General features: G+C 64.5%; 17 protein-coding genes and 1 tRNA gene. 11 read left to right on the plus strand and 7 right to left on the minus strand.

The window, feature by feature from the left end; translation table 11 throughout:
- The first annotated feature begins 18 nt into the window (after positions 1-18).
- The 8 genes from SE92_RS03290 (at position 19) to SE92_RS03325 (ending at position 9,365) form a co-directional block, all read left to right on the plus strand.
- A complete protein-coding gene (locus SE92_RS03290; RefSeq protein WP_063194447.1) occupies positions 19-1,713 on the plus strand; it encodes a flotillin family protein in 1,695 nt (564 codons plus the stop codon).
- Positions 1,714-1,918: 205 nt separating this feature from the next.
- Positions 1,919-2,287, plus strand: a complete 369-nt coding sequence (locus SE92_RS03295) for a hypothetical protein (protein WP_063194448.1) — start codon at positions 1,919-1,921, stop codon at positions 2,285-2,287.
- Between the two features lie 149 nt (positions 2,288-2,436).
- A tRNA-Asn gene (locus SE92_RS03300) sits at positions 2,437-2,511 on the plus strand.
- A 212-nt stretch (positions 2,512-2,723) separates the two neighbouring features.
- Complete coding sequence (locus SE92_RS03305) at positions 2,724-2,903, plus strand: hypothetical protein (RefSeq protein WP_063194449.1); 180 nt, start codon at positions 2,724-2,726, stop codon at positions 2,901-2,903.
- A gap of 137 nt (positions 2,904-3,040) precedes the next feature.
- The gene (locus tag SE92_RS03310; protein WP_063194450.1) at positions 3,041-3,703 is read left to right on the plus strand and encodes a protein-L-isoaspartate O-methyltransferase family protein; all 663 of its coding nucleotides are present in this window, start codon (positions 3,041-3,043) and stop codon (positions 3,701-3,703) included.
- Between the two features lie 205 nt (positions 3,704-3,908).
- Complete coding sequence (locus SE92_RS03315; RefSeq protein ID WP_063194451.1) at positions 3,909-5,294, plus strand: TolC family outer membrane protein; 1,386 nt, start codon at positions 3,909-3,911, stop codon at positions 5,292-5,294.
- Positions 5,295-5,599: 305 nt separating this feature from the next.
- Positions 5,600-6,364: a PopZ family protein gene (locus SE92_RS03320; RefSeq protein ID WP_063194452.1), complete on the plus strand. Its 765-nt coding sequence runs from the start codon at positions 5,600-5,602 to the stop codon at positions 6,362-6,364.
- 124 nt (positions 6,365-6,488) lie between these two features.
- Positions 6,489-9,365: a valine--tRNA ligase gene (locus SE92_RS03325; RefSeq protein WP_063194453.1), complete on the plus strand. Its 2,877-nt coding sequence runs from the start codon at positions 6,489-6,491 to the stop codon at positions 9,363-9,365.
- A gap of 2 nt (positions 9,366-9,367) precedes the next feature.
- On the opposite strand, the gene SE92_RS03330 is transcribed toward SE92_RS03325, so the two are convergent.
- A complete protein-coding gene (locus SE92_RS03330) occupies positions 9,368-9,970 on the minus strand; it encodes a DNA-3-methyladenine glycosylase (protein ID WP_063194454.1) in 603 nt (200 codons plus the stop codon).
- Positions 9,971-10,100: 130 nt separating this feature from the next.
- Between SE92_RS03330 and lipA the strand changes: the two genes are divergently transcribed.
- Positions 10,101-11,057: a lipoyl synthase gene (gene lipA, locus SE92_RS03335; RefSeq protein ID WP_063194455.1), complete on the plus strand. Its 957-nt coding sequence runs from the start codon at positions 10,101-10,103 to the stop codon at positions 11,055-11,057.
- Positions 11,058-11,075: 18 nt separating this feature from the next.
- Positions 11,076-11,546, plus strand: coding sequence for a type II toxin-antitoxin system RatA family toxin (locus SE92_RS03340; RefSeq protein ID WP_063194456.1), 471 nt, complete (start codon positions 11,076-11,078; stop codon positions 11,544-11,546).
- Positions 11,547-11,648: 102 nt separating this feature from the next.
- Here SE92_RS03340 and SE92_RS03345 read toward each other — a convergent pair whose 3' ends face one another.
- From SE92_RS03345 to SE92_RS03365, 6 genes are read right to left on the minus strand one after another with little or no spacing between them, the layout of a single operon-like run.
- Positions 11,649-12,464 carry a c-type cytochrome gene (locus SE92_RS03345; protein ID WP_063194457.1) on the minus strand — a complete coding sequence of 272 codons (816 nt, stop codon included), beginning with the start codon at positions 12,462-12,464 and terminating at the stop codon, positions 11,649-11,651.
- On the minus strand, positions 12,464-14,086 hold the full coding sequence (locus SE92_RS03350) for a b(o/a)3-type cytochrome-c oxidase subunit 1 (protein ID WP_063194458.1): 1,623 nt from the start codon (positions 14,084-14,086) through the stop codon (positions 12,464-12,466). Before SE92_RS03350 ends, SE92_RS03345 begins: the two co-directional genes overlap by 1 nt.
- A complete protein-coding gene (locus SE92_RS03355; RefSeq protein WP_063194459.1) occupies positions 14,073-14,642 on the minus strand; it encodes a cupredoxin domain-containing protein in 570 nt (189 codons plus the stop codon). The genes SE92_RS03350 and SE92_RS03355 overlap by 14 nt, the downstream gene beginning before the upstream one ends.
- Positions 14,639-14,815: a hypothetical protein gene (locus SE92_RS36460; RefSeq protein ID WP_027542758.1), complete on the minus strand. Its 177-nt coding sequence runs from the start codon at positions 14,813-14,815 to the stop codon at positions 14,639-14,641. Before SE92_RS36460 ends, SE92_RS03355 begins: the two co-directional genes overlap by 4 nt.
- An 8-nt stretch (positions 14,816-14,823) precedes the next feature.
- Positions 14,824-16,038 carry a cytochrome c gene (locus SE92_RS03360; protein ID WP_245324798.1) on the minus strand — a complete coding sequence of 405 codons (1,215 nt, stop codon included), beginning with the start codon at positions 16,036-16,038 and terminating at the stop codon, positions 14,824-14,826.
- A gap of 43 nt (positions 16,039-16,081) precedes the next feature.
- The gene (locus SE92_RS03365; RefSeq protein WP_063194460.1) at positions 16,082-16,789 is read right to left on the minus strand and encodes a c-type cytochrome; all 708 of its coding nucleotides are present in this window, start codon (positions 16,787-16,789) and stop codon (positions 16,082-16,084) included.
- Between the two features lie 558 nt (positions 16,790-17,347).
- Between SE92_RS03365 and SE92_RS03370 the strand changes: the two genes are divergently transcribed.
- Positions 17,348-18,127 carry a mechanosensitive ion channel family protein gene (locus SE92_RS03370; RefSeq protein WP_063194461.1) on the plus strand — a complete coding sequence of 260 codons (780 nt, stop codon included), beginning with the start codon at positions 17,348-17,350 and terminating at the stop codon, positions 18,125-18,127.
- Positions 18,128-18,136 lie beyond the last annotated feature (9 nt).

Below are 18,136 nucleotides of genomic sequence, written 5' to 3' on the forward strand. Positions count from 1 at the left end.
CATTCATTGGAGAAAGTCATGTTCGACATCGCAGTCCCGGCCATGATCGGCGTCGCGCTGATCGTCGTCCTCGGGATCGTCTTCACCATCCTCTACAAGCGCGCCACGCGCGACGAGGCCTTCGTGCGCACCGGCCTCGGCGGCAAGAAAGTCGTGCTCGACGGCGGCGCCATGATCCTGCCGATCTTCCACTCCTATGCCAGCGTCAATCTGAAGACGTTGCGACTCACCGTGGAGCGCAAGGAGCGGGAATCCCTGATCACCAAGGACCGCCTGCGCGTCGACATCGTCGCCGAGTTCTACGTCCGCGTCCGTCCCGACGATGAGAGTATCGCGCTGGCGAGCCAGACGCTGGGCGCATTGACCAATGACGCCGAAGCCTTGCGCAACCAGGTCGAGGCGAAATTCGTCGACGGCCTGCGCTCGGTGGCGGCGACAATGAGCATCCTCGAGCTCCAGGAGAAGCGCTCGGACTTCGTCAAGCACGTGCAGGCAACCGTCGAGTCCGACGTCAAGTCCAACGGCCTGGAGCTTGAATCCGTGTCGCTGACAAAGCTCGACCAGACCGACGTCAAGTTCTTCAACCCGGAGAATTTCTTCGACGCCGAAGGTTTGACCCAGCTCAAGACCGTCACCGAGACCCGCCGGCGTGACCGCAACTCGATCGTGCGCGACAACGAGGTGGCGATCGCGCAAAAGGACCTCGAGGCGCGGCAGCAGACCCTGACCATCGAGCGGACCAAAAAAGAAGCCGAGCTGTCGCAGGAGCGCGACATCGCCAACAAGACCGCGAGCACCCGCGCCGAGGTGGCAACTGCGACGCAGACCGCGCGCCTCACCGAGGAGAACGCCCGCATCGACACCGATCGTGCCGTTGCCGAGAAGGAAGCCGGCGCCAAGCAGGTCAAGGAAACCGCGGTGATCGAGTCGGATCTGGCGATCAATAAGCGCAAGACCGACGCCCAGCGCGAGATCCAGATCGCGACGCAGGAGAACGAGATCCAGATCGCGTCCAAGAGCAAGCAGACCTCGGAAGCCGTCGCCGAAGCCAAGACCGCCGAAGCGCTCGCGGTCTCGGCGGAGGAAAAGGTCGTCACCGCACGCGCGGTCGAGGTCGCCGATCGTGCCCGTCTGACCCAGGTGCTGGCCGCCCGCACCGAGGCCGAACGCAAATCGACCGAGCTGATCGTCGCGGCCGAGGCCGAGAAGAAGGCCTCGCTCGATCGTGCCGAGGCCGTCAAGACGCTGGCCACCGCCGAAGCCGAGTCCAACAAGATCAAGGCCGTCGGCGTCCGCAACATCGGCGAGGCGGAAGCTGCCGTCATCACCATGAAGAACGAGGCGCAGAACAAGCTCGGCGCCAATGTCATCGACTTCGAGATCGCCAAGAAGCGGATCGAGACCATGCCTTCGGCGCTGGCCGAGATGGTGAGGCCGATCGCCAACCTCAAGGACGTCCGCATCCTGCATACCGGCGGCGCGTTCGGCGGCAATGGCGCGGGCGGCGGCAATGTCGGCTTCGGCGAGGGCCTCGCCGGCGAGCTGCTCAAGGTGCACGCACTGCGTCCGATGATCGACGAGATCCTGCGCCAGAGCGGCTTTGCGCCGGGCGACGATCCCGTGCAGGCGCTGGTCGGCGCCGTGACCGGGAAGAGCAATGGTGCTGCGATGCCAGCGCCTGCGCCGGAGAAAACAAACTCCGCCGATCTATGAATGCCCGTTCATTGCTGCGGAGAATTCGAAACGATAAACAGGCTGGGCGCGTCTCGCGTCGCGCAAACGTCCCGGAGTGCCGATCGATCGTGAACCTTTCGATCGCACTCCGGACGAACCTCCTGAGGCAACGCCATTGGTTGCCGCGGCGCCTGCGCCGATCGACGCCAGGCGCTGAAGCCTGTTTCGATCAGGGAAATTTCAAATGAAATATTTTCTGTCCGGGTTGGTCGCGATCGGTCTTTCGATCGCCGCCATGCCCGCTTTCGCGGCTGACGCCCGCAACGTCACCATCGTCAACGAGACCGGCTACGCCATCAAATTCCTCGGCTTCAACGCGCCGGACGATGGCCTGGACGAGTGGGACAACGAGCTCGACAAGGTGCTGCAGAACCAGGCCAGCACCTATGTCGAGTTCGACGAGGACGACGAGGGCTGTGTCTGGAACATCCGCGTCGACTGGCAGAACTACGACGAGGCCGTGCTGTGGAAGAACGTCAACCTCTGCAAGATGACCGCGCTTCGGCTGCGCTACGACCCCGGCACCAAGACCACCTCGTTCCTCGCGGAATAACGGCCGGCTGACATTGCTCGGAAACATGGCCCGGAGGAGGGGCCGTTCGGCCCCTTCCTCAAGTACGTTCGGATGATGACGAATTCGTCCTTTGCAAGCGCAAGCGGCTTTGTTATACGCAGCCGCGCGCGAACGACTGGTTCGCCTTTTCCTCGGTAGCTCAGCGGTAGAGCATCCGACTGTTAATCGGATGGTCGCTGGTTCGAATCCAGCCCGGGGAGCCAAATCCTGCTGCAAATTCAATGAGTTGTGATCGCGTCCTCATGCGGCGCGCGACCTCGCTTCGTTGATTTCTGAGCGGTTCGCCCACGACCCCGGCTGGAATCGGCTTCAAGCAGATGTGTGCATAGGCGCCGTCGCGCCATCCGGGCGGCGCCAAATCGACTCAATTGAAATCGAGCTTCGCAGCTGCCGGATTTTTACGGAGCTGATTCCCATGCCAGACATCCAGGTCGACCGTTTCCAGATGGCCCCCTCGATTCTGCCGGCCGACATTCCCGAGCTCAGCGACGACGAATGCCTCGCCTGTCTGGCGCGTGCGGTCGAGACCCCTGACTCGGCGCGGCTCGACGAGGTCGCTGCTCTGATCGGCCGCCTTGCGGTGGCGATCGAATAATCCGTTCCGGCCCTGATGCGGTAAGATGCGGACACCCTGGCCCCACAGGGCTCACGGCCGTGTTGCGTTTTGGGCGGGCATGTTCCAAAGATGCGCCAACTTTGGTTCGCGGCATTGCCGCATTGCAGGGTCCGCAAATGTCCGGTTTCTCGACCGCGCGCCTCAAAATGGTCGATGGCCAGGTGCGCACCAATGACGTCACCGACCGTCGTGTTCTCGATGCCATGCTCACGGTTCCGCGCGAGGCCTTCGTGCCGGCCGACAGGCAGGCGCTGGCCTATCTCGATCTCGACCTCGACGTCAGCGAGGGCGCAGCCAAGCGCTTCCTGATCAAGCCGCAGCTGACCGGCAAGCTGCTCCAGGCCGCCGAAATCGGCGAGGGTGACAATGTGCTGGTGGTCGGTTGTGCCACGGGATACCTCGCCGCGCTGACAGCCAAGCTGGCGCATCAGGTCACCGCGACGGAATGCGATTCGGCCCTGGCGGCGAAGGCCAAGGACGCGGTCACTGCCCTTGGCCTTGCCAACGTCACTTGCAAGGCCGCGGCCTGCACCGAGGGCGATCCATCCGCCGCTCCCTATGACGTGATCATCCTCAATGGCGCTGCCGAGGTGATGCCGGAGGCACTGCTCGGGCAGCTGAAGGAGGGCGGGCGTCTGGTGGGCGTGTCCGCCGAATCGAGGCCGCCGCGGGCCGTGATCGTGACCCATACTCACGGCGAATTCGGCCATCGCGCCCTGTTCGACGCTGCCGCCCCGGTCCTTCCCGGGCTGGAACGGGCCGCCGCCTTCGTCTTCTGACCGGCCAAACCCTATAAAATCCCGTTCTGAATCAGAAGTGTGGCCGGGATGCTGCACGTGAAGAGTTTCCACCGAGAACTACGTTCAGGTAGTTCCGTCGCGCCAATCCGCATCCTATGTTGCGGCGGGGCAACGACTCCACTCGGTAGACGGTAACCCAACTCGCGGGCACGAGATGGGCGTTAGAATGAACGGAAATTTTGGGATGCATGGGGTGAAGCTCTTCACCGGAGCTGCGGTTTCGGTCCTGTTGCTCGCGCTCGCCGGGCCGACGCCTGCCTTGGCGGACACGATCGAGGCCGCGCTGGTGCGCGCCTATCAGAACAATCCGCAGCTCAACGCGCAACGTGCCCAGGTGCGCTCGACCGACGAAAACGTGCCGCAAGCGCTGTCGGGCTATCGCCCCACGGTCACGGTGACGGCGAGCGGCGGCTATCAATATCAGGACCAGCAGAGTTCGGTGTCGAGCGCGCCGTTCTACGGAGCAACGGCGCCCCGCAGTGTTGGCGTGACCGTTGCGCAGACGCTCTACAACGGCAACATCACCGCCAACAGGACGCGGGCGGCGGAGAGCCAAGTGTCCGGCTCACGCGAGGCGCTGCGCAGCCTCGATCAGAGTGTGCTGCTTCAGGCTGCCACGACCTATATGGACTATCTGCGCGATTCCGCGACTCTCGAAGTCCAGCGCAGCAACGTGCGCGTGCTTGAGCAAACGCTGAAACAGACTCGTGATCGCTTCAACGTCGGCGAAGTGACGCGCACTGACGTCGCGCAGTCTGAAGCGCAACTGGCGGCGGGCAGGACGCAGGCACTCACCGCCGAAGCGAATCTCAACACGACGCGAGCAGCCTTCCGCCGCTTCATCGGCAACGAGCCGTCGAATCTCGCGCCGGGCTCGCCTGTCGACCGGTATCTGCCCCCGACGCTTCCCGCGGCCGTCGAGCTCGGCCTCGTCGAGCATCCGGATGTCACCGCCGCTATGTTCGGCATCGACGTCAATTTCCTTCAGGTCAAGATCGCCGAAGGCGCGCTGCTGCCGACTGTCGCAGTGCAAGTCAATGCCCAGCAGGCCAATGAGCAGTCCTTGATTCAGTACAGGGCCACCAGCGCATCTGCGATCGCGTCCGCCAACTGGCAACTGTATGATGGTGGCAACAAATATTCGCTGATCCGGCAGTCCAAGGAAAATCTGGCTCAGCAGCGCCTCAACGTCGAAAAGACCAGGGACCAGGTGCGTGCGACCATCGTGCAGTGGTGGGGCTCGCTGCAGGCCGGCAAGGCGCAGGTGCAGTCGGCTCAGGCGCAGGTCACGGCATCCGAGATCGCGCTCAACGGCGTGCGCGAGGAGGCCAAGGCGGGTCAGCGCACCACGCTCGACGTGCTCAACGCGCAGCAGGCGCTGGTCAATGCGCGCGTTGCGCTGGTGACCGCACAGCACGATCGCGTCGTCGCATCCTACCAGGTTCTGTCCGCCGTCGGCCGTCTGACACCGCAGGTTCTCGGCCTTGCGACCACGGTCTACGATCCCAGCGTTCACTACCACCAGGTTCGCGACAGCTGGGCCGGCGTGCGCACGCCTGACGGGCGCTGATTTTCCCGCAAGTATCCGGTCGGCCTCGCCAAGTGCCGAGGCCAACCGGCGCTTTGCTTGCAATCGTCAAAATCCCTGACATAGCCTTGTCAAGACAATGCGGGTCGATTCGGCTCGCGTTGATACCGTGTGCGTAAAGCTTGAGTGCCGGGGGCAGGGGCGCACCGCTGCACGTTGAGCCGTGATCTGGGGACAAGTCGGGCTGCCGCGACGAAAATGGCGGGCCACCCATCCGGAACCGGCCAATCCCGTCGTGCTTGGTGTAAAACAGCGCATGCGAGGGCGTTGATGATGTGGAGTCGGAGATGACGCAGCCTGCAAAGGTCACAGAACCCTCGATGGAGGAGATTCTGGCCTCGATCCGGCGCATCATTGCCGACGACGAGGCCAAGCCGCCGCCGGCCGAGACCGCCAAGCCCGCACCGGCTCCTGCCGCCGCCGCGGCAAAGCCTGCGATGAACGACATCCCGCCCTCCAAGGTCGCACCCGCCAAGCCTGCGGCTGAAAAGCCCGCACCGGCCCCGAAGCCGGCTCCCGCGCCGCCGCCGCCCGCGCCTGCGGCCGACGCCGGCCCGAATAGCCAGGATGATATCGACGCGCTGCTGGCGGGGCTCGACACTGCTACGACGGCCCCCGAGGTTCGCGCGCCGGAGCCCGAGCCGGAGCCTGAACCCGACGTGCTCGAATTGACCGACGAGATGGCGATGGATCCGACGCCGCCTCCGCCGCCACCGAGCTTCCGCAAGGTCGAGCCGCGCGACGATCTGGAATTCGCCGAATCGCCGCCGCCGCGTCCAACGCCGCCGCCGTCCTACGCGCCGGTGGATTTCGACGCTCCGCCGCTGCCGCCGCAGCAGCCCATGCTCGCGCAGTCGACAGTCTCCGCGGTCGAATCCGCCTTCAACTCCCTGGCCCATACGGTGCTCAGCAGCAACGCGCGGACGCTGGAGGATCTGGTCAAGGAGATGCTGCGCCCGATGCTGAAGTCCTGGCTCGATGACAATCTGCCGGGTCTCGTTGAACGCATCGTGAAGGCCGAAATCGAGCGGGTCTCGCGCGGCGGCCGCTGAGACGGCGGTTCGGCCCCGATAAAGCCCTGCTCCCAGGGCATATTCGGCCTGCGGCCCGGGCTGGAAGCCCTTTGCCGCCAGCTTCCCGTTGACTTGACCCGCACACGCGGCTTTCTAGCGCCCTATGATCGAGAAAAATTACCAGCCCGCCGATATCGAAGCCCGCATGTCCGTGGTGTGGGAGGACAGCCTTGCTTTCAAGGCCGGTCGGCCCGACCGCCGCGATGCCGTGCCCTTCACCATCGTGATCCCGCCGCCGAACGTGACGGGCTCGCTGCACATGGGCCACGCCCTCAACAACACGCTGCAGGACATCCTGTGCCGCTTCGAGCGCATGCGCGGCCGCGATGTGCTGTGGCAGCCCGGCACCGATCATGCCGGCATCGCCACCCAGATGGTGGTCGAGCGGCAGCTGATGGAGCGCCAGCAGCCCGGCCGCCGCGAGATGGGCCGCGAGAAATTTCTCGAGCGGGTCTGGCAGTGGAAGGCCGAGAGCGGCGACACCATCATCAACCAGCTCAAGCGGCTCGGCGCCTCCTGCGACTGGTCGCGCGAGCGCTTCACCATGGACGAGGGCTTGTCGAAAGCCGTCGTCAAGGTGTTCGTCGAGCTGCATCGCGACGGCCTGATCTACAAGGACAAGCGGCTGGTGAACTGGGACACCAAGCTGCTCACCGCGATCTCCGATCTCGAAGTGCAGCAGACCGAGGTCAAGGGTCACCTCTGGTATCTGCGCTACCCGATCGAAGGCAAGACCTTCAACCCCAAGGATCCCTCGACCTTCATCGTCGTCGCGACCACGCGCCCGGAGACCATGCTCGGCGATACCGGCGTGGCCGTGCATCCCGAGGACGAGCGCTATCTGCAGCTGGTCGGCAAGAACGTGATCCTGCCGCTGGTCGGCCGCAAGATTGCGATCGTCGCCGACGACTATTCCGATCCGGAAAAGGGCTCGGGCGCGGTCAAGGTGACGCCGGCGCACGACTTCAACGATTTCGAGGTCGGCAATCGCCACGGTCTGCGCCGCATCAGCGTGCTCGACAGGGAAGGGTGTCTCGATCTCGTCGATAACGAGGACTATCTGCGCGACCTGCCGGAAGGCGCTTCGCAATTCGCCGAGGAATTCCACAAGGTCGACCGCTTCGTCGCGCGCAAGCGCATCGTCGAGCGACTGGAAACGTTCGGCTTCGTCGAGCGGATCGAGCCTCACACTCACATGGTGCCGCACGGCGATCGCTCGAACAGCGTGATCGAGCCGTATCTGACCGACCAGTGGTATGTCGACGCCAAGACGCTGGCAAAGCCCGCGATCGCGGCGGTGCGTTCGGGCGAAACGAATTTCGTGCCGAAGAACTGGGAAAAGACCTATTTCGAATGGATGGAGAACATCCAGCCCTGGTGCATCTCGCGCCAGCTCTGGTGGGGTCACCAGATCCCGGCCTGGTACGGGCCCGACGGCAAGGTATTCGTCGCCGAGACCGAGGAGGAGGCGATCAGCCACGCGCTCGGCTATTACGTCGAGCAGGAGGTCATCACGGCCGAGCAGGGCCGCGAGATGGCGCTCGACCGCAACAAGCGCGAAGGCTTCATCACCCGCGACGAGGACGTGCTCGACACCTGGTTCTCCTCGGCGCTGTGGCCGTTCTCGACGCTGGGCTGGCCGGAAGATGCCCCCGAGGTGCAGCGCTATTATCCGACCAACGCGCTGGTGACCGGCTTCGACATCATCTTCTTCTGGGTCGCCCGCATGATGATGATGGGACTGCACTTCATGAAGGAGGTGCCGTTCTCGACCGTCTACATCCACGCGCTCGTCCGCGACGAGAAGGGCGCCAAGATGTCGAAGTCGAAGGGCAACGTCATCGATCCGCTCAATCTGATCGACGAATATGGTGCGGATGCGCTGCGCTTCACGCTGGCCGCGATGGCTGCGCAGGGGCGCGACATCAAGCTCGCCACCAGCCGCGTCGAGGGCTACCGCAATTTCGCGACCAAGCTGTGGAATGCGTGCCGCTTTGCGGAAATGAACCACTGCGCCGTGCCCGAGGGTTTCGAGCCGGCGAAGGCGGAGCAGACGCTGAACCGCTGGATCGCGCATGAGAGCGCGCACACCGCGCGCGAGGTGACCGAGGCGATCGAAGCCTATCGCTTCAACGATGCGGCAGGCGCGATCTATCGCTTCGTCTGGAACGTCTATTGCGACTGGTATGTCGAGCTCGCCAAGCCCGTGCTGCTCGGCCCGGACTGCCCGGCCAAGGACGAGACCCGCGCCATGGTCGCCTGGGCGCGCGACGAGATCCTGAAGCTGCTGCACCCCTTCATGCCCTTCATCACCGAGGAGCTGTGGGAAGTGACGGCCAAGCGCGACGGGCTGCTCGCGCTTGCGCAATGGCCGCTGAAGCCGTCCGAGCCGACGCCGGAACAGCTCGCCATGCTCGCGGCGGCAGCCGGGCCGACCGATCCGCTGGTGTCGCCGTTGCTGGTCATGCCGATCTTCGACCATGCCGACTTCAGCGACCCCAAGGCGGAAGCCGAAATCGGTTGGGTGATCGACCTCGTCACGCAGATCCGCTCGGTGCGCGCCGAGATGAACATCCCGCCGGCGACGCTGACCGCGTTGGTGCTCGTGAGCGCCTCGACCGAGACCAAGGAGCGCGCGCCGCGCTGGATCGACGTCGTCAAGCGCATGGCCCGGTTGTCGGACATCTCGTTCGCCGACAGGGCGCCCGACGGAGCTGTCCAGCTGCTCGTGCGCGGCGAGGTGGCCGCGCTGCCGCTCAAGGGGGTGATCGACGTCGCCGCCGAACGCACGCGCCTCGACAAGGAGATCGGCAAGGCCGACGCCGACATCAAGCGCGCCGAGTCCAAGCTTGCGAACGAGAAATTCGTCGCCAACGCGGCCGAGGAGGTCGTCGAGGAGGAGCGCGAAAAGCGTGAGGCCGCGCTGGCCCGCAAGGCCAAGCTGCTCGAGGCGCTGGAGCGGCTCAAGCAGGCGACGTAAGCCTATTTCGGGAACGGCTTGCTCAGGAATTTCGAGCCCCTGACGCCATAGCGCCAGGGCAGCTCGACCGCCTTGGTGATACCGATGCGGATGCCGGTCGCGACCTCGACATCCTCTGTCCGCGCATGCACCGCGAACGGTGGGCGGTCCAGCGGCAGCGTGTTGTGCGCGATGGTGATGCCGAGTGCCTCGGTCAGCTTGCCGGGGCCCGAGCACAACGCGTGCAGATCCTGGAGATGACGGCGGCGGCGCATCGCAGCTAAGCCGTGAGTCGGTTCCAACGCGCGGATCAGCACGGCGCTGGCCGAGCCTTCCTCTTCGCAGACGAAATTGACGCACCAGTGGATGCCGTAGGAGCGGTACACATAGGCGAAGCCAGGTGGGCCGAACATCACCTGGTTCCGCGGCGTCGGGCCATTGTAGGAGTGCGCCGCCGGCTCGGTATGATGATAGGCCTCGACCTCGACGATGATCCCGCCGACGCCGTCGACCAGCATGGTCGCGCCGATCAGGTCGGGCGCGACCTCGCGGACGTCGCGGGCGAAAAAGCTGCGCTTGAGCAATTTGCCGAGGCGCGGTGTGGAGGCCTTCGAGACTGGAGCCATTCGAGGTGAGAATCGCTTGAGAACAGAGCAAGATATTGCCCATATCTGCCATGTTCCCTGAAGCGGTGCGAGCCGGGTTGCGATGCAGGGCCAGACCGACTAGGTAGGACCTGAACAGACCGGACAGCCCATGGTCGTTATAGTCGATACCATCTCGAACCCGCTGCGCCCGCGCCACCCCGAAAAGGTGAATCGCCCTGACTCCGCTTCGCCGCCGAAGCCGGACTGGATTCGCGTGCGCGCCCCCAACACCCGCGGCTATGCCGACACCCGCAATATCGTGCGGTCGAACGGCCTGCACACGGTGTGCGAAGAGGCGGGCTGTCCGAATATCGGCGAGTGCTGGGACAAGAAGCACGCCACCTTCATGATCATGGGTGACACCTGCACCCGCGCCTGCGCTTTCTGCAACGTCAAGACCGGCCTGCCGAATGCGCTGGACGCAGCCGAGCCGCAAAACGTTGCCGAGGCGACCGCCAAGCTGGGGCTCGCCCACGTCGTCATCACTTCGGTCGACCGCGATGATCTCGCCGACGGCGGCGCCCAGCATTTCGCGGAGACGATCCGCGCCATCCGCGCTGCGTGCCCCTCGACCACGATCGAGATCCTGACGCCGGACTTCCTCCGCAAGGAGGGCGCGCTCGAGGTGGTCGTTGCCGCCAAGCCCGACGTCTTCAACCACAATCTCGAAACCGTTCCGTCGCGCTATCTCACGGTGCGGCCCGGCGCGCGCTATTTCCATTCGATCCGGCTGTTGCAGCGGGTCAAGGAGCTCGATCCCACCATCTTCACCAAGTCCGGCATCATGGTCGGCCTCGGCGAGGAGCGTCACGAGGTGCAGCAGGTGATGGACGATCTGCGCTCGGCCGACGTCGATTTCCTGACCATCGGCCAGTATCTGCAGCCGACCCGCAAGCACCACGCCGTGATGCGCTACGTGCCGCCGGACGAGTTTTCGTCGTACGAAAAGGTCGCCTACACCAAGGGCTTCCTGATGGTGTCGGCGAGCCCGCTCACGCGCTCGTCGCATCATGCCGGCGAGGATTTCGCGAAACTGAAGGCCGCACGGGCCGCGACTGCCCGCTGAACCGCCATCTGAGCCACCATGCCCAAATTTTCGAGCAAGCGCCGTGTCAATCACAGCGCCTCCGAGATGTTCGATCTGGTCGCCGACGTCGAGCGCTATCCGGAATTCGTGCCGCTCTGCAGCGCGCTCAAGGTGCGCCAGCGCATGGCCAAGCCCGATGGCACTGAGGTGCTAGTCGCGGACATGACGGTGTCGTTCAAGCTGGTCAAGGAATCCTTCACCAGCCGGGTGAGCCTCGACCGCGCCAATCTGAAGATTCTCGTCGAATATCTGCAAGGTCCCTTCAGCAATCTCGAAAACCGCTGGACGTTCGAACCCAAAGGTGAGGGCGTTTGCGACGTCGGTTTCTACCTCGCCTACGAATTCAAGAGCCGCATGCTGGCGCTGCTGATGGGCTCGATGTTCGATGCCGCCTTCGCGCGGTTCTCGACCGCGTTCGAAAAGCGCGCAGATGCGATTTACGGGCGGCCGAAGCTGGCGTCGTCGTAGGTTGCTTGTAGCCCGGATGGAGCGCAGCGTAGTCCGGGACAGCTGTACGGCGGATGTACCGGCCCCGGATTGCGCTGCGCTCCATCCGGGCCACGAAACCGTCTAATCCACCGCCTTCACCACATCCGGCGGCTGCGACGCATAATACGCCGCGGCCTGCTCGATCTCCTGCGGCGTCATCGCGCGCGCGATGTTGCGCATCTGCTGGCTGATGTCGTTGCGGCGCTCGCCGGAGGCGAAGGCCTGGAGCTGCGCCTTCATGTAGGCCTCGGATTGCCCCTCCAGCCACGGGCTGCCGGTCTTGTTGTCGAGGCTGCCATGGCAGGAGCCGCAGGGCGCGATGCCGCGCATTGGCGCGCCGTAGATGACGATATTCGGCTTCGGCAATTGCGGCGTCGGGTGGTAGGCCGGAAGCCGCGGCAAATAGGCGTAATAGTTCGAGAGATCGGCGATCTCCTGGTCGGTGAGATTGACCGCGAAGGGCGACATCACGGCATTGCTGCGCGCACCCGAACGGAAGTCGTGCAGCTCCTTGTAGATCACCGCCGCATACTGGCCGGCGAGATTGGGCGAATCCGCACGGCTGATGCCGGTCGGGCCGTGGCAGATCGCGCAACGCTGCGCCAGCGTCGCACCGCGGCCGATCGCCTCCTGGCTCGGGCGCGACAGCGTGTTCGAGGTGAGTACGACCTCGGACAACCGCTTGGTCTGATCGGGCGCCGTGACGCTGGCCGCGCGCTGCGGCACGCCGGCAGCGCTACAGATCGCGTCCCAGACATTGGCGAATTGCACCCAGGGCTGGGCGAACGGCAGCACGATGAAGCCGGCGATCGCCGTTACGACCAGGATCGCCCCGGTGATGCCGACGCCTCGCGTGAAATGCGGATTGCTGAAGGTGAAGAGGTCGCGCGCACTCATCACTGCGCTCCCACATAGACGGCCGGCACCGACGTTCCCGAACTCAGCGCGAGGTTCAGGATCGGATAGCCGTAATTGGTGAGGGTGAGAGCGATCATCAGCGCCACCCACAATGCATGCGTATTGAGCGCGACGGGCACCGTCCTCGGTTCGTGCACGGCGAGCGCAAAGCGGTAGGGCCCGGCGTCGACCTGAGGCGCGCGCATGCCGCGCGCCAGGATGACGATGAACATGATGCCCGAGGCCAGAAGGATGAAGCCGCCGATCGCCGAGAACGTGACCGAGAGCGCCTGCGGCGCGATGGCGGGATCGCCGAAGTCGAAATAGGCCATGCGGCGCGGCATGCCCAGAATGCCGACCCAGTGCCACGGGAAAGTGGTGACGATCATGCCGATGAACCACAGCCAGAGCTGGGTCCGCATCAGGCGGACATCGATCAGCTCGCGTCCGGTCAGATGCGGCCACAGATCATAGGCGATCGCAAAATACATGATCACGATGGCGCCGCCGAAGATCAGGTGGAAATGGCCGGTGATCCACTGCGTGTTGTGGATCGAGGCATCGAGCTGATAGCTCATGTTGATGAGGCCGCCGGCGCCGCCGAAGCCGAGCATGACGAAGGAGAACGCCAGCGCCAGCATCATCGGATTGTCCCAGGGCAGAGCCTTGATCCAGCCGAACAGGCCCCGACCGCCGCGCAGGCGCGCTGCGATCTCGACGGAGGCGCAGATCGTGAACACCGTCAGCAGCGTCGGCAGCGCGACCAGCGCCGTGAAGGCCGAATGAATGAACTTGAAGCCGGCGCCGACCTGCGGATCAGCAAAGGTGTGATGCATTCCGATCGGCATCGCCACCACCAGGAACAGGATGAAGGAAATCCGCGCCATGCTGTCGGAATAGACCCGGCCGCCGATCGCACGCGGCACGATGGTGTAATAGGCGATGTAGGTCGGCATCAGCCAGAAATAGACGATGGCATGCAGCGTCCAGGAGAAGAAGATGCGGGCGAGGCCGGCATCGATCGTGCTCTTCAGCCCCGCCGCGACCGGGATGATCTGCAGCAGCAGCTCGAGCGCGGCACCGACCGCAGTCCAGGCCCACAGATATGAGCCCGCGACATTGGCGAACATGGCAAGCGGCACGGGCGCGCCGGGATTGGCCTTGCGCCAGATGCGCAAGTTTACCGACATCAGCGCCACCCAGATCCACGAGCCGACCACGACCAGGACGACGCCGAGATAATAGAACACGTTTCCGATCAGCGGTGGGTAGAACGTGTAGAGCACGGAGGCGCGGCCGAGCGCGATCGGGATTACCGCCATGACGCTGCCGGCAACGATCAGCCAGAATCCGGCCCAGGCCCAGCGCACGCCGACCAGGCGTTGCTGCAGCGCGGATTCGCTGATGGCATAGCCGAAACCCATCGCGACCAGGGTCGGGAAGACGTAGCCCATCACCGTGCCGTGCGCCGTCAGCGAACGGTAGTACAGCTCGGGATTGGACAGCCAGGTGCCGATCGGGCTGCGGATGAGCATCTGCCAGGCGCCGAGCGTCAGCGCGATGCCGAACACGGCGAAGGCCAGCCAGAAATGAGCGAGAATGAGCTTTCTATTGACCAACACAGCTCAGCCTCCCGCCGCCCTTTGCGCGGTTCGCAAATTCGGCCTTGTCGATCACCTTGACCTTGCCCCACATGCCCTCGTGGCCAAAACTGCAAAACTCCTGGCAGGGCATCAGGTAGTCGCCGGCCTTGGTAAAGCGCATCAGCTGCTCGGAGATGTAGCCGGGCACCAGCATGGTGTTGACGTTGGTGCCCTGGATCAGGATGCCGTGCACCACGTCGGCGCTGGTGGCGCGCAGCGTGATCGGCGTATCGGCGGGAACCACGATGCAGGCCGGCGTGAAGGAATATTGCTGACCGATCGCGCGGACGGTGACGCTGCCGTTGGCCTCCAGCACGCTGCCGAGATTGCTCTCGACGAATTCGCCGGACAGATGCAGCCGCGAGGGATCGATGATCTCGACGCGCGGCTGCGGCATGGTCGCGCGGTGGATGCCGGCAAAGGCCGCCAGTAGCGCCATCATCACGATGATGATCACGGCAATGGTGGCCCAGCGCCGCTCGACGCGGGCCGCGACCGCGGCGCTGGCGCTTTCGTGGGTGTCCTGTGTGCTCATTGCAGCGATCCGCGCGGCAGGAACACGAACAGATAGAAGGCCAACCACATCGCGACCACGCAGGCCGTGGCGATGCCGGCGAGCACGATCGCGCCGGACGGGCCTTGCGCAACGACCTCCTCGACGGCCTGGTCGGCGGCGGCTGGACTGGTCGGCGGATCGGAGTTGATCATGTGATGTCTCAGTTCAGCGGGGCGGAGCGCAGCTCGTTGGCTTCGCGCGCCGAGACCGGCGTGCCGCGATTGCCCCAGGCGGTGCGGATGTAGGAGACGACGGCGGCGATCTCGTTGTCGGACAACAGACCCGCGAACGGCGGCATGCCGTAGGGCATCGGGTTTCCCTTGGTACCCGGCGGATAGCCGCCGTTGAGCACCATGCGGATCGGATTGACCGCCGACTGCATCTCGATCGACTGGCTGTTGGCGAGCGGCGGCCAGTGCGGCGGCTTGCCTTCGCCCTGCGTGCCGTGACAGCTCGCGCAGTGCTTGTCGTAGACGGTCTTGCCGAGGCTGACGAGCAGGCTGCTCTCGCTTGTCGGCAACACCGAGCTCGCCGGCGGTGGCGATGAGCCTTCCGCAATGCCCTTGAGGTACACCGCCATGGCACGGGTGTCTTCGTCGTTGAGATATTGCAGGCTGTTGTGCACGACCTCTGCCATCGGGCCGTAAACGACGCCGCGCATGGAGACGCCGGTCTGCAGCAGGTCGCTGATGTCCTTGATGCTCCAGTCGCCCAGTCCGGCCTCGCGGTTGGACGTGAGCGAGGGCGCATACCAGTTCTGCATCGGGATCAGGCCGCCCTTGAAGGCATCGGACTGCGAGGTGCCGCCGAGCGCGTTGATCGGCGAATGGCACATGCCGCAGTGACCGAGGCCCTCGACCAGGTACGCGCCGCGATTCCATTCGGCGGATTTGGTCGGGTCAGGTTTGAACTCGCCCTCCGAAAAGTACAGCGTGCGCCAGCCGAGAATCAGCTGGCGGTTCGAATAGGGGAAGCGCAGATCGTGTTCACGATTGCGCTGGTTCACCGGCGGGATCGACTTCAGATAGGCGAAGATCGCCTCCGTATCGGCGCGCGTGACCTTGGTGTAGGACGCGAACGGCATTGCCGGATACATCAATCCGCCGTCCGGAAAGCGTCCGTAGTGCATCGCCTTGTAGAAGTCTTCGGCCGTCCATTTGCCGATCCCGGTCTCGCGATCCGGCGTGATGTTGGAGGAATACAGGGTACCGAACGGCGTCGGCATGGCGCGTCCGCCGGCAAAGGTGTGGCCCTCGGGCGCGGTGTGGCAGGCGATGCAATCGCCGGCTCGCGCCAAATATTCGCCGCGCGCGACGAGGCTATCGGGGCCGGACTTCGTCTGGGCCTCGGCGGACGAGCCGGCGAAGAGCAACAGCCATACGGCAAGGATTGGTGAACACGATCGCAATTCCGTCTCCTCAATCCGGTTCACTGCCGCACGCGAACGGCAGCACATACGTGCCCTTCGGTGCCGGCGCAACGTTCACGGGCGCTGGGCGGCTCGCCAGCCACGCCGCGACCGCCGTCACGTCGTCCTCGGTCAGCCGCGCCGCGACCTGCTGCATGCAGTCCGGCGCCTTCGCGGTGCGCGTGCCGTAGCGCCACGCGCCCAACTGCGCGCTGATGTAGTTCGGGCGCAGGCCGAGCAGGCCGGGGATTCCCGGCTCCATTCCGGTCAGGGCAGGGCCATGGCAGCTTCCGCACGCCGGAATCTGCCGCTGCGGATCGCCGCGCGAGACCAGCGACTGGCCGTGCTGCAGCACGTCCTTGCTTGCATCGCTTGCTGCCACGGGGGGCAGCGGCGGATGCTGATCCGCAAAATAGTCCGCCATCTGCTGCAAGTACGGATCGGGCAGGAATTCCAGCAGATAGTTCATCGGCGGATATTTTCGCCGGCCATTCTTGAAGGCGAGAAGCTGGTTGTAGAGATAGCCGGCCGGCTTGCCGGCAAGCCGCGGGAAATAGACGTCGCTGGTGCCTTCGCCTTGATTGCCGTGACAGGGCGTACAGGCTTCGACCCGCGCCGCCATCGTGTCGGGCGGCTGGCTGGTCGTCTGTGCGACCGCACCATCAAACGCGGTCAAGGTGGCAATGGCGGCGGCCAGAGCAATGGTGCGAGCGAACACTCTCGTCACCCTCCAAAAAACGGGATCGGTTGATTCCGGATCACAACGTAGCGGAGCATTATTGCGCCAATATGGTCCTGCGCAAGACCGCGCGTGCGTCATGACGTTCGGTCGCGGTGTTCGCATGTGCGATCCCGATCGAATTCGACAAAACTTGCGTGCTTTTTGAAAACCGAACATGCCGCAGTCATCTCGCGACAGTTCCTGCCCGAGTCCTGCGCGGTCATGTCACCCTCTTTTGTCAGAGGGTGCAGGGAAGACCGGATGCCGGCTGGGCACCCGCGGTCCACTGTGCGAAGGGGCACAAATACGCCAAAGTCGAATTTCGGTAAAGTGGAATATTTCTGCGAACGCGGATTGACCCAGGGCTGGCGTGTTTTGCCCGTCGGGCAACGCAAGCGATTGTGCGCCGTAGGGCGAATTCGCTGAAGGCGTAATCCGCGATCCTGATCGTCGCGGCGGATTTCGCTTCGCTAATCCGCCCCATGGGGCAGTGTTCCCCCCGGATCATTTCGCGCCGCCGCGAGTTCTCTGCGGATTGTCCGGGTTGGAGCCGTCATGACCATCAATTTCGACACGCTGAAGGCCTCGCTGGTCCTGTATGGCCTGAACGCGACCTATGCGATCCTGCTGCTCGCGATCGGCTGGTATCTGTCCGGAGCCATGCAGCGCTTCGTCACACGCCTGCTGAGCGTCACGCACCGCGTCGACCCGCTGGTGACCTTGTTCGTGGGCAGCCTGGCGCGCTACGGCGTGCTCGCAGTGGTCGGCATCGCCGTGCTTCAGCTGTTCGGCATCCAGACCGCGAGCCTTGTCGCCGTGCTGGGCGCGACATCACTTGCCATCGGCCTCGCGCTTCAAGGCACGCTCTCCAATCTCGCCGCCGGCGTGATGCTGCTATTGTTCCGACCCTTTCATATCGGTGATGATGTCGAGGTCGCGGGCAAGGCCGGCAAGGTGAAGTCGCTGGCGCTGTTCATGACCGAGCTGGTCGCGGCCGACAACACCCAGATCCTGTTGCCGAACGGGCAGGTATGGGGCGCGGCCATCATCAACCACAGCGCCTACCCCGGCACGGGAGAGGTCAAGGTGGCTTTTCCGGTCCCGGCAGGCGCGGCCAATACGCTTGCGGATCGCATCCTGAGGGAGCTTCGCAACGACTCTCGCATCGACGATCAGGCGCAACCGACGGTCACCGTCACAAAGGTGCTCGATGTCGGCAATCCCGCGGCACCGATTCTGGAGTTGACGGTCAGCGCGAAGGCGAAACCCTCGGAGGTCGGAGCGGTCAAGCAGTGCGTGCTCGACCATGCCAGCGCGCTGCTTGCGGCGGCGTGAGGCGGTTCA

The sequence above is a fragment of the Bradyrhizobium sp. AT1 genome, from assembly GCF_001590795.1.
Classification (GTDB): domain Bacteria; phylum Pseudomonadota; class Alphaproteobacteria; order Rhizobiales; family Xanthobacteraceae; genus Bradyrhizobium.